The following is a 13,945-nucleotide window of genomic DNA, read 5'->3' as shown; positions in this document are numbered from 1 at the left end:
CTTGTGGCTGGGCATAGTGCTGCAAAAATCAGCCATTGATAACGGAGTAGCTGAGTTTGAGAGCGAGCATGGCCTTGTTTGGGAAGCGGGCATGGCCTTTCTTTATCTCAACCATCCAAGACATCTAGCTGATCTTGATGGTTGACCGCGAGCAAGTTGGTTTTCGATATCAACTCAATGCCCAGCGAATATCTCCGAGGAGCTGGTGCACGGAAGATCTTTCGAGAGGTCTGCAAGCATGTCCTCATCGACCGCGCTGGTGGCAAGTTAACCGCCGAGGTCATCCGCATACTTGATTACTAGATGTACTCTCTTCATAGCAAGGATGGTCTCTCGTTCAGGTGCCGTGCCTTACACTTCGACCAATGGCTGGCTCTGTAATCGAATAATGGCCTATAGATGATAGTTATGTTGTAACTATCAGGGGCTAGGCATGGACGATGGCGACAAACGTATTCTGCCCGTCATTCTCTGTGGCGGTTCAGGGACGCGGCTCTGGCCTGCTTCCCGGGATAGCATGCCTAAGCAATTCATTGACCTGCTGGATGACCATTCCACATTTCAGGCTTCTCTTAAGCGCGTCGTAGCCTCTGACGTTTTTCAACCTCCCGTCGTCATCGCCGGCAACGACGTTCGTTTCATTGTCGCGGAGCAGCTGGTGCAGATCGGCGTTGAGGCCGATATCGTCCTTGAACCCATCCAGCGCGAGTCCGCTGCGGCCATTGCCGTCGCCACCCTCCATGCTGCCCGGCGCGATCCCAGCACGGTTCTTCTCGTCCTTCCTGCCGATCACGTGATTGACGATCCTACGGCTTTTGTCGCGTCATGTAGGGCGGCTCTGGAGCCAGCGCGCCAGGGCCACATCATGACCTTGGGCGTGGCCCCACAATATCCCGCAACCGGTTATGGTTATATCCAGCCTGGTCAGCGGATCGAAGGCACGGATGTATTTCGTGTCGACCGCTTTGTCGAGAAACCGGACGCTGCAGCGGCGCAGATTTATATTGACCAAGGTTTCCTCTGGAACAGTGGTAACTTCCTGTTCCGTGCCGACGTGATGATGGAGGAACTGGAGCGGTTCGAGCCCGCGATCCTTGCAGCGGCCAGGGGAGCTCTCGAAGCTGCGGCGATGGATCTCGACTTCATTCGTCTGAATGAAGAAGCCTTCATCAAGGCTCCAAAGACTTCGATTGATTTCGCCGTCATGGAGCGGACCGCGCGTGCGGGCGTGCTGCCGGTTTCGTTCTCCTGGTCGGATGTCGGAACCTGGGGAGCCTTGTGGGAGGGTTCGGTGCGGGATGAGGCCGGCAATGCCCTGCGCGGCAATGTCGAAGTCGTCGAAGCTCGCAACAGCCTTGTTCACAGTGATGACATCCTTACCACGGTGGTCGGGCTCGATGATGTGATCGTCGTCGCCAAGCCCGATGCGGTGCTGGTAACCTCGCGCAGCCGTTCCGAGATGGTGAAGAACCTTGTGTCCTCCATGCGCGCGAAGGAGCGCCCCGAGACCCGCGAACATATCCGCGTCTACCGCCCATGGGGCTGGTACCAGCGCACGGATCGGGGCTCCCGCTTCCAGGTGAAGCGCATCATGGTCAAGCCAGGCGGGCGCCTTTCGCTTCAGAAGCATCATCACCGCGCCGAGCATTGGGTAGTCGTAAAGGGCACGGCCGAGGTCACCGTGAACGAGACCGTCTCGCTCGTGCATGAGAACGAGTCTGTTTATATCCCGATCGGCTCCCTGCATCGCCTCGCCAATCCAGGCCTCATTCCGCTTGAGGTGATCGAGGTTCAGGTCGGCAGCTATACGGGCGAGGACGATATCGTCCGCGTCGAGGATGCATATGGTCGCTGAACAGGCTTCGTCCGGTTCCTGTAATAATCGGGATAATTCGGGACCTTAGGCAGCTTGCGGCGGGTCGAGTTCGATCGCCATCGAGAATTCGCGGCTTTCACCGGCAGGGATCATGACGATGCCCGGCTTGTCGGCCAACTCCCCCTTGAAGCCTACGGGATCGGCATAGCCTTGCCAGGGCTCGATGCAGACATAGCCCGCGCCCGGCTTCGTCCAGACACCCAGATGCGGCATGTGCGGGAAGGACACGGTGATGGATCGGTGGCCCGGGACGCCATAGCGGACCTTACGGCTCGCCAGTTCGCTCCACACGAGCGCCCCGTCTTGAAAGAGGCTGTCGCGGAGCGCCAGGCGGTCGCCACTTACCGGGGTCGGACGCGAGGCTTCTCCGATCAGGCCATCCGATAGCAAGTGGAGGGAGGCCGCCTCCGGCTTCTCGAAACGGATCTCGTGTTCATCGCGCTCGCCGCCATAGGGCAGGGGCCAGCGCAGGGCGGGGTGGAAACCGAACGAGACCGGAATGGGCCGATCTTCAGGATTCAGGATCGAGGCCGAGAAGACCAGCCGCGGCCCTTCGAGCCGGTAAGCCATGTCGAACCTGAAATCGAAGGGGTAGAGTTCCCGTGTCTCATCGCTTGCGCTCAGGCGCAGGCGGCAGCTCTCGGCCCCTGCATCCACGATTTCGAAGAGCGATGTACGGGCAAAGCCGTGCTGCTTCATGGAATAGGGGCGCCCCTCGACCAGAGCCCGATCGTCGCGCAACCGGCCGACGATCGGGAAGAGCAGGGGAGACCGTCCTGTCCAGAACGCCGGATCGCCATCCCAGAGCAGGTCGCGGCCCTGCTCGTCGCACAAGGCGGTCAATTCCGCGCCATGCGTGGAAATTTGAGCCTTCAGCTGGGTGTTGGATAGGGTGATCGTCATTAATGGCTCCCAATTGGGGGCTGTATCCCTGCATATTGAAGGGAGAGGTCAGCTGCGACGGGACGTCGCCAGTTGGTTTAGCGGCTCAAGCCACCGAGGCAAGGCGCATCGACTGAACACTGCCTCACGTTTTCCCATCACAGCGTCGTGAGTGAGCTCTAGCGTCTGGAGAAGCTCAACCAGACGGTGGCATGCCGTCGTGCTTATGCTTTTGTCTGGCTTGGGGCACAGCAGGCCCTCAAGCGCTCCGCCCCACCTGAAACCGAAGCGAAAGCCTGCTGAAAATGTCGCAGAGGGATAAATGGGGATAAAGTTAATGACAGGCTGAAACAATTTTAAATTGAAATGCCCAAGAAATATGCTCGCAGTAATGGATAAGGCTGCGATTACTATGCATTAAAGCATCGAGCGTTTGCAGAAATGTCGGTTCCTAGGAAAGTCTGCCGCAAAACTTAACGGAACCGCGCATTCAGCTCTTTTCGGCCCAGCTTCAATTTAAGCCGACTGAATGCCCAGCTTACGTTTGGGACTTGCATTACAATGTAACGTTACGGATAATAGAGTTACATAGGTGTAATTTTTCTCTCCGGAGCAGTCTCATGGCCACGACCCCCAGCTGGATGTCCCAATTCGTCATCAAGGATCAGAGTGGGGTGGAGCAGACCGGCAATTTGCTCGATATCAAGAAGCAGGCCGACGGAAGCTATCTGGCTTTCTGGAATAACAACACTGGTGGTCTTTTCAGTCTGAAGCTGAATGCCGATGGAAGCGCGGCAGGTCCCATCAAAACCCTGCTGACTGAAGGTTTTTACAGCGACTTTGAGCTCCTTACTTTAGCGAATGGCCAATACGTCATCTTGGCCAATTTGTTCAACAATACTAAGGCTGCTCTCCGCTACGATATCAATGGGAATCTCCTGGGCCCCTTGCAGTCCGTGCATGGCGCGTCATTCACGTCTACGAATAGCGGCCATGATGTCACCCTACTGTCCTCGGGGCGCTTCGTCGTCAGCGCCAATGGGCGAGATTACATCTACAATGCAGATGGCAGTTTCTACCGGCAATCGGTGGCAATAGGCGTGGGTGCGAGGGATAACCCGGTCACGAACGATCTGGGCGGGGGGAAGTTCGTCACGATCTATCAGGAAAATAACCAGCTTCGGCTCTCTTTCCGTAAGGAAGTTGATGGATCCTCCTATGGGCCTGGTGACACGATCTACATCCCTACTGGATTCAACGCTAACTATAACGCCAAGACGCTCAGTGACGGAAAGCTGCTCGTCGTCTGGTACGACAACACATCGAAAAGCATTGTTGGACGCACTTACGACGCGGATGGAAATGCCGGGACGTTGACGACCTTCGCCACTCCGACGAGCTTCACTGGTGGTCCCGGCTACGGAGTGCAGCTTGAAGTGCTGGCCGGTGGCAAGTTCGTTATCGGCTACACGAATGCAGGCACCCATATATCGCAGGTGTTCTTCAACTCAGGTGCTGTTGCGAGCGACCCCACCCCCACGACCAATTCCAAGGCCCTGGTCTATCTGGGCGACGGCTTGTACGCTGTCGGCAACAGCAGCCTCGGCTCGCTCCACATTACCATTTACGACAACTCTACCACCGGGAAGAACGAGGGGCCCTCTACAGCCTTTCCTGATCATCAGCATGTTGGAACAATCCACAACGATACGCTGGATGGCGGCGGCGGCCACGACAAGCTTTATGGCGGTAGGGGCAGCGATATCCTCAAGGGCGGCGACGGCAACGACACCCTTAATGCCGGCGACGATCTTGGCACCGACAGAAATACCCTGATGGGCGGTGACGGCGCTGACCATCATGTCGGCGGCGCAGGTGTCGATACCGTTTCTTACGATGACTACAAAAAGGGTGAGGCCACAACGGATGGCCTGGTCATTCATCTTGAGGCGCCAGGGCTTAACACCGGCTATGCCCTGGGCGATACGTACAAGAACGTCGAAATCCTCCTCGCGTCAGAGCACAACGATGTGATCGTGAATGGCCGCGATGACGGTACTTATTTCAAGACGATTCAGGGCGGTGCTGGCAGCGACACGATTACAGGTGGAGCTATTCGTTCGACGCTTGAGGGCGGAACTGGCAACGACAAGCTCACTGCTGGTGCAGTTGGCGATAAGCTGTTCGGTGATGCCGGCAGCGACACGATGATCGGCGGCGCCGGTGGCGACACATTCGAAGGCGGCGACGACGCCGGCATCGACCTCGTCACTTATGCCAATTCGGCTACTCCCATTAAAGTCTACATGGCGCCGACTGCTGGGCAGACCAATAGCGGCGGCGCTGCCGGCGACGTTCTCATCGGCATCGAGCACATCATCGGCACCGACGGGCGGGATGAGATTGGCGGCGACAGCCGAGCCAATACGCTCGATGGCGGTAAGGGCGACGACACGCTCATCGGCGGCCTAGGCTCCGATACCTATGTGATCGACGGCGTCGGCGACGTGATCAACGAAACCGGCACGGATATCGATACTGTTATCATCACCGGTACGAACTGGGCCGGCAATGGCCTCGACGGTACGGGTGGTTTTGTTCTCTCCGAAGGTCGCAACGATCTTGAAATCCTGAAGCTCGATGACAGCGCTCAGGCGCGCGGTATCCAGGGCAACAGCGTTGGCCAGACGCTCATCGGCAACCGGCATCTCAACATCCTCAACGCAGGTGGCGGCAACGATACGCTCGATGGCGGCGGCCCTCTTGGCGACTACGATGCGGCTGGCGACACGCTGATCGGCGGCACCGGTGATGACACATATTACATTCGTCACAATGCTGATCGGGTTCAGGAGGACTCGGCTTCCGGCGGTGGCATGGATACGGCATTCGTCTACAGCGCGTATTTCAAGCTCGACGACAATCAGGGTCTCGAGCAAATTGTCGTTCACGACGATAACAAGCTCCCCGGCGTGCACATCGTCGGCAACAATCTGGCCAACACCATCGTCGGCAAGGGCGGCAACGACACGCTCGAAGCCGGTTCGCCTGCAGCGAGCGGAACCGACATCCTGATCGGCGGCACAGGCGATGACACTTATGTGATCAGCGATGCAACCAGGGTGCTGATTCAAGAGAAAGCTGGCGCTGGCGAAGGCAGCGATACCATCAAGATCGTCAACTCCTCGCAGACCACCTTCAGCATGGTGACGCTCGGAGCAGCGAACGTCGAGAATCTCGAAGCGGGCGTGGGCACCGGCAAGGTCACACTCATCGGCAATACCGGTTCCAACATCATCACCGGTAACACCCTCGAGAATACCCTCGACGGCGGCGGCGGCGTGGATACGCTCCGTGGCGGCGAAGGGAACGACACGTATTATATCTACGACAACACCAACACGATCGATGAGTCAGGCGATAAGGATGGCGACGACCTCGATACCGTCGTTCTGAAGGGCGATTTCTGGGGCGTGTCCGTTACCAGCCACACTCTGGCTGGCAGGGTCGATACGCTCGATGGCAGCGAGATCACCCGCAACATGACGTTGACCGGAAACAGCCTTGCCAACCTGATCAAGGGCGGCAGCGGCAAGAACACCCTCGATGGTGCCGGCGGCAGAGACACGCTCAGCGGCGGCGCTGGTGCCGACACGTATTATGTCGACTCCGATGATTCCATCACTGGCGAAGCTGCAGGAGATGGTCCAGACGAATTCGACACCGTCATCGTACGGAATTTCTTCACGCTCGGCGCCGGACAGCATATCGAGCTGCTGAAGGCCGACGACCTTCTGACGAGCGTCTCCATCACCGGTAACGACAAGGTGCAGGAGATCAGGGGCACGGGCGGCGCGGACGTGCTCGGCGGCGGTAAGAACACCGATCTGACAAAGGGCGACACGCTCGATGGCGGCGGTGGCAGCGATACCTACATCATTTCCAACGAGAAGGACGTAATTCGCGACAGCGGCGGCACTATGGACGTCGTGGAGCTGTCGTCGAAGCTGACGTCCTCGACCGACACCTTCAAGTATCAGCTCGGCAAGGACAGCCTCGGCAATGATCTCGACATCGAGGTTATGAGAGTCGCGGCCGGCGCCGATCTTCACGGCTACCACCTCATCGGCAACACGAAAAAGCAGAGCATTTTTGGCGGTGCCAAGAACGATACGCTGGAAGACGGCGGCGGAACCGGGGCCGATACCCTCGTCGGTGGTGACGGCGTCGATATCTACAAGGTCGGCAATTCCGAGACGGTCATTTCCGACGCCAATGGCGACAAGGTCTATGCTTCGACCCATTACGACCTGAGCAAGCAGGCCGCTGGCTCGAACATCTCGCTTCTTCAGGCGGAGACCGTTGAAGGTGGCATCACGGATTTCAAGCTCACCGGCAACGACGCCAGCAACTCCATCGTGGGTGCGGAGGGCAACGACACCCTCGACGGCGGCGCCAATGGTACCGACGTGCTCCAGGGCAATCAGGGCAATGATCGCTACATCGTCCGCAACCTCTCCAAGACGACCCTGATCGAGGATGGCGACGGCGGCAACGACACCGTCATTCTGATGGACGGAAGCGTCAAGAACTATACCCTGCAGGACCACTTCGAGAACCTCGAAGCGGGCGCCGGCACGGGCGCGATCAACCTGACCGGCAACACGGCAGCCAACCAGATCACGGGTAACGCACGCGCCAACATTCTCGACGGCGGCGCCGGCAACGATACCCTCGACGGCGGCGGCAGCACAGGCGCGGCCGATATTCTCAAGGGCGGCACGGGCAACGATCTCTACAAGATCCGTACCTCAGCCGATATCATCGTCGAAGGAGCGACGAAGGCAGACGGCGATAACGACGTCGCTGAAGTCTATGGACGCTTTTATCGTCTGGCCAACGATGTCGGCATCGAAGTCCTGCAGGCGAAGGATTACCTTGATGCTGACGGAAACCCCGTTGACCTGAATGGCGATGGGCGTGACGGTAGCTGGCTGATCGGCAACAATCTGGGTGGTACCCTTCTGGGCGGCAATTTTGCCGACACCCTCGATGGCGGTAAGGGACATGACGGAATCGGCCACACGCTGCGCGGTGGCGAGGGCAACGACGTCTATATTATCCGCAGCCGCTTCGATGATGTTAAAGATGAGGGTTCGAGCAAAGGTGACGTCGCTTATGTCTATACCTCGACTTTCGAGGATACCAATCAGCGAGACGCTTTCATCGCCGATCTATATAATAAGTACGGCATCGATAACGTAATAGTTGACGATTTCAGCTTCAATACCCCACCGGATGTTCCTGTCGTTAAGAGCGTCGTGGAGTCTATCGACGAGGGCGTGGCTCCGTTCGGTGCGATCGCGCAGGTGGAAGCTGGCGACGCGGATGGAGACTCAGTCACCTATCGCCTCGAGAACACCCATGGCCGCTTCAGGATCGATGATTCAGGCACCATCACGATGTTTGGCGCCGCGGATTACGAGGCTACCACCGGCCTGATCAAGGTGACCGAGGATGGAGTCGAGAAGAAATATTACGAACTCAAGGTTTATGCGAAAGATAGCAAGGGAGATGAATCGCCCCCTGCGACTGTTCGCATCTACATCAACAACATCGATAACAGGCCTGGCGCTCCAGTCTTGAAATCGGCTGTTGCTACCGTGAAAGAGAATGCCACCTCGTCCATGGTGGCTTCTTTCAAGGCATTCGACGAAGAGGGCGATACGCTCTCCTATCATCTGGAGAAAGACTACGGCGGCATCTTCCAGCTCAGCACGAACATCAATGGCGAGATCGTCGTCTCTCTGGCGTCGGGTGTCGACTTCGAGACCCATCCGGACCTGCTGCCCGATGGAGACCGGAAGTACTTCGAACTGACGATCTACGCGAAGGAGACCAAGGCCGGCGGTCTCACCTCGCCCTCCAAGACTATTCGCGTCTATATCGACGACGTGGACGAGAAGCCGTTTGATCCGGAAATCAAGTCGGTCAAGACGATCAACGAGAACGTGGCTCCGACTGAAGCGGTTGCGGTGGTCGAGGCCAAGGATCCGGAACGCAAGGCGGTCACCTACAGGCTGGTTGATACCTTCGACGGTCTTTTCTCCATTGACGGGAACGGCAACATCTTCATGACCCGTGAGGTCAATTTCGAGGATGCAACGCTTCGCCTGACGCCGGAAGGCGTCCTGAAATACTTCAATCTTCAGGTCATTGCTGAAGATCCCATGGGGCATCCTTCGAACCCGAAACAGGTCAAGATTTACATCAACGATGTGAACGAAGGCCCCTCCAGGCCCGACGTCGTGATGACCCCAATTTCGGTCGACGAGAACACCAAGGAGCCCACAGTGGTGGCCCAGGTCGGCAACTCGGTCGATCCGGAAGGCAAGGCTATCCGTTACGCTCTGAAGAACACCTATGGAGAGCTGTTCGAGGTCAACGCCTCGGGCCAGATCATCCTGAAGGGCGAGGTGAACTTCGATAAGCATCCGGACCTGCTCCCTGGGGAAGGCGGCAAGAAGTACTTCCTGCTGCAGGTGGTTGCCCTCGATCCAGAGAACAACGAATCTTCTGTGCGCGAGGTCCAGGTCTTCATCAACGACGTGAATGAAGCACCGGACGCGCCCGAGGTCGTGATGGATCCGATCTCGGTCGACGAGAACACCAAGGAGCCCACAGTGGTGGCCCAGGTCGGCAACTCGGTCGATCCGGAAGGCAAGGCTGTCCATTACGGTCTGAAGAACACCTATGGTGGTCTATTCGAGGTCAACGCCTCGGGCCAGATCATCCTGAAGGGCGAGGTGAACTTCGAAAAGCATCCGGACCTGCTCCCTGGGGAAGGCGGCAAGAAGTACTTCCTGCTGGAGGTGGTTGCCCTCGATCCGGACAACAACGAGTCCACATCGATCGAGATTCGGGTCTTCATCAACGATGTGAATGAGGCGCCGGAAGCGCCTGTGATCCTGGCTCAACGCGACTCCGTAAGCGAGAACACCGAGTCGAGTGTCGCCGAGATCGAGGCATTCGATCCTGAAGGAACTTACGTCACCTATCATCTGGAAGATGATTTCGGTGGCCTCTTCTGGCTGGATAGCAGCGAGCTCATTATCAACAATGCCAACTTCGAGAACCTTCCAGCCGGCTATAAGCAGATCATCGACGAGCACGGAGTGGTGAAGCGCTACTTCGAGGTCAAAGTCTATGCGATGTCTGAAGGGAAGCGGGGCCCGTCGACGACTGTCACCATCTTCATCGACAATGAAGATGAAGCGCCATCCAATCCTGTGATCGAGAGGCTTGAGGCCATCTTCGAGAACACCGAGGGCAGCCATGTGGTCGCCGATGTCGGTGGCTCGATCGATCCGGAAGGGGACGCTTTCGATTATGAACTGGCCGACACTTTCGGCGGTAGGTTCTCTATCGATAAGGACACGGGTGAGATCACCATGCATGGCCCCGTGGATTACGAATCCACGACAGCCGGCATGACCAACGGAACCGATGAAGTCACGGGCAAGCCGATCAAGTACTTTGCGCTGCGGGTGATTGCACGCGACGAGAACGGCAACGCGTTCGGCGAGACCATCGTCAAGATCGTCATCAAGGACATCAGCGGTGCGCCGGTGAAGCCGGTCGTCCTCGAGTCTCTGTCTTCCGTGGCCGAGAACACCAAGGACGTCGTCATCGCCAAGGTGAAATCCTATGACGACGAAGGCGATACTTTCCGGTACCGCCTGGCCGACGACAAGGGCGGCAAGTTCACAATCGATCCCGCGACAGGTGAGATCAGGCTCGTCAAGGCCTTCAACTATGAAGGCGACGGCGATCTGGTCGATGTCTGGGATGCTGTTTCCGGCACCATGCGCAAGGGTTTCGTGCTGAGCGTCTTTGCGCTGGAGACGAAGGCTGGCGGCAAGGCTTCGGAGTTCACGGAGATCGTGATCTTCGCAGACAACCTGGACGGCTCGCCCCATGCCATCAAGCTGAACGATAAAACATCGCTCAATGTTGCGGAGAATACGACAGGTATCATCGGCGAACTCACCGCTGTCGACGACGAAGGTGCCGCGATCACCACGTACACCATCACCGGCGGCAACGACGGCGATATCTTCGAGGTCTATTCTGATGGCGGAAAGTTCTACATCCGCGTGAGGGCTGACAAGGAGCTCGATTACGAGAAGCTGGCCAGCAAGGTCTTCAATCTCAAGATCACGGCTACCGCGGGCGGCGTGACCTCTCCTGAAGAGACCATCACGATCACCATCGACAATGTTAACGAGAAGCCTCACCTGACGACGAAGTCGACGGCGGTCACTCTCAACGAGCGTATGGGTGTCGGCTCCATCGTGGCGAACTTCGGTGTCGAGGACAGCGACGGTGATGACGGCTTCGTCTATGAGATCACGGGTCTGCCGCCTGAGCTGGCCGGTATCTTCAGGGTCGATTCCGCCAAGAAGCAGATCCTGGTGAACAATGCCGAGCTGATGAAAGTGCCGCTGGAAGGTCGCACCTTCACCATGAAGCTGGTGGTCAAGGACAAGGGCGGAACGGGCGCCTATCTGCAGGACGAACTCGACTTCACCATCACCATCAACGATGAATCCGTGGGCAACACGGCTCCTCACACCGTTGAACTGAACGATGCGACAACCGTCACGGTGCTCGAGAACACGAAGATCATCGGCGAGCTGACGGCTGAGGACGATGAAGGCAACGTCATCATCGATTACGTCATCGAAAGCGGTAATATCGGCAATATCTTTGAGGTCTATTCCGAAGGCGGCAGGTTCTTCCTGCGGGTCAAGGCCGATAAGGTGCTCGACTACGAGGCCCTGCCGGACGACAAGAAGTTCTTCAAGCTGATGATCAAGGCGAAGGACTCGGTCGGTCTCTTCGGCGCGGCTCAGGAGATCACGATCAACGTCGAGAACGAGAACGAGGGTCCGACCGCTCCGATTTACTCGGGCAAGCCGACGGTTGCCGAGAACACCACCATCGATCAGCTCCCCGAAGCCGAAAAGTTGCTTGTGCTGGTCGGCGGTTCCAGGGATCCGGAGGGCAGGGCTGTCACCTATGCTTTCGCGGATGGTGGCAATCCGGGCGGTCTCTTCACGATCACCGACGACGGTCGGATTTACCTGGCTCCCGACAAGACGCTGGATCGCGAAGCCGCAGGCCTCGGCGAGGATCCGGACGGTGGCAGGTATTACACCGTGATGGTCATCGCGCGGGATGCCGGAGGCCTTCCCTCGAAACCCACGGCCGTCAAGATCTATGTCACGGACGTCAACGAGGCGCCTGAACTGACCTCGTCGACGACGACGGTCACCATCAACGAGAGAATGGTGTCCGGCGATATCGTGGCGCGCTTCGGTGTCAGGGATGTTGATGCTGCCGATGATGGCTTCGTTTATTCGATCACTGGTCTGCCGGCTGATCTGGAAGGTGCCTTCAGGGTCGATGCGGCCACAAAGCAGATCGTTGTCGATAATGCTGCGTTGCTGAGAGTCCCGCTCGAGGGCCGTACCTTCAAGCTCACTCTTGTCGTCAAGGACAAGCACGGATCCAGCGTTTCCTTGCAGGACGAGCTGGAGTTCACCATCACCATCAATGATGAGACGGTGGGCAACACGGCTCCTCACGGCATCGAGCTGAACCACGCGACGAGCGTGGATGTTCTCGAGAATGCGAAGGGCATCATCGGTGAGCTGAGAGCCACCGACGACGAGCGCAATGCGATTACCGATTTCGTTATCGAAAGCGGCAACGACGGCGATATCTTCGAGATTCATTCAGAGGACGGAAAGTTCTATATCCGCGTGAAGGCCGACAAGCTCCTCGACTACGAGGCGCTGGCTGCGGACAAGAAGTTCTTCAAGCTGATGATCAAGGCGAAGGACTCTGTTGGCCTCTTCGGCGCTGCCGAGGAGATCACCATCAACGTCGGAAATGAGAACGAAGGCCCGACCGCGCCGACCTACACCGGCAAGCCGACGATTGCTGAGAACCTCAGCAGCGGAGACGTGCTGGTGCAGCTCACAGGCTCGGAAGATCCTGAGAAGCTGGGCGTGACCTACGGTTTCGCGGAGGGTGGCAACCCAGGCGACCTGTTCATGATCACCGATACCGGCCAGATCATGCTCGCGCCCGGCAAGAAGCTGAACTTCGAAGCCGAGGGCCTGGGTACCGACGATGATGGCGGTAAGTTCTATACGGTGAAGGTCGTTGCGAAGGATCCGGACGGCAATGCCTCGTCCGTGACCGACGTGAAGATCTATGTCACCGACGTGAACGAAGAGCCTGAACTGACGACGGGCAGCACCACGGTCGCAATCAACGAGAACGCGATCAAGGGCGATGTCCTGGCGAGCTTCGAAGTGAAGGACGTCGACGCGTCCGAGGACTTCGTGTTCACCATCGAAGGCCTGCCGGCCGATCTGGCGGATGCGTTCGAGGTCGACCGGGACACCATGACGATCAAGGTGAAGAACCCCGAGCTGCTCAAGGTGGCAGCAGGTGGGCGCACCTTCACGCTGAAGCTCGTTGTCAAGGACAAGGGCGGCGCAGCCCCCGACACCCTGACCGACGAGATCACCTTCGATGTCACCATCAACGACGTGGCAGGTCTCAACGAGAAGCCGACAGTCACGAACGATGCAGTTGACATCGACGTCAATCACGATGCGACCGATCCGGTGGCTCCGTTCGGCAGCGTGCGCTTCACGGATGACCGCTTTGGCGGTGACGAGTTCACGGTCAGGATCACCGTAAGTGACCGGACCCTGGGCGACATCATCGTACCGGCAGGCGTGGCAGGCTCCTACGATCCGGCCACCGGCATCTACACGGTCACCGGCACGCTGGCCGATGTCGAAGCTGCTGTTCAGGCCCTGCTTTATGATCCGGCGAACCGTGATCCGTCGATCCCAGGCACTGTCCGGACCACATTCACGATCACGATTGTGGATGCTGGAGGAGCAACGGCGACCAACACCGACGAGATCGCGGTCGACTCGATCGTGCCGGATGCTCCGAATCGTTCGCCTGCTGATCCGAGCCGTGTTGTTGAGATTGCGGAAGGGACTTTGGGCGATGTTGTGACGCTGGCGCTCAAGGACGATGACGAGGAGACGATCACTTACAAGTTCAAGTGGTCGGACAACTCGCTGCACGACACCA

Annotated in this window: 2 protein-coding genes and 1 pseudogene; 2 read left to right on the top strand and 1 reads right to left on the bottom strand. The window is 57.9% G+C overall.

Annotation, left to right across the window (positions count from 1 at the left end; translation table 11 throughout):
* The first annotated feature begins 433 nt into the window (after positions 1-433).
* Positions 434-1,855 carry a mannose-1-phosphate guanylyltransferase/mannose-6-phosphate isomerase gene (locus tag MJ639_RS11350; protein ID WP_243372058.1) on the top strand — a complete coding sequence of 474 codons (1,422 nt, stop codon included), beginning with the start codon at positions 434-436 and terminating at the stop codon, positions 1,853-1,855.
* 45 nt (positions 1,856-1,900) lie between these two features.
* On the opposite strand, the gene MJ639_RS11345 is transcribed toward MJ639_RS11350, so the two are convergent.
* A complete protein-coding gene (locus MJ639_RS11345; protein WP_243372056.1) occupies positions 1,901-2,779 on the bottom strand; it encodes an aldose 1-epimerase family protein in 879 nt (292 codons plus the stop codon).
* Between the two features lie 599 nt (positions 2,780-3,378).
* Here MJ639_RS11345 and MJ639_RS11340 point away from each other — a divergent pair.
* Positions 3,379-13,945 (top strand): annotated as a pseudogene (locus tag MJ639_RS11340) (hypothetical protein); the annotation flags it as partial.

Source organism: Microvirga solisilvae (genome assembly GCF_022808595.1).
GTDB lineage: Bacteria > Pseudomonadota > Alphaproteobacteria > Rhizobiales > Beijerinckiaceae > Microvirga > Microvirga solisilvae.
This window is presented reverse-complemented; position numbering and strand designations above follow the sequence as displayed.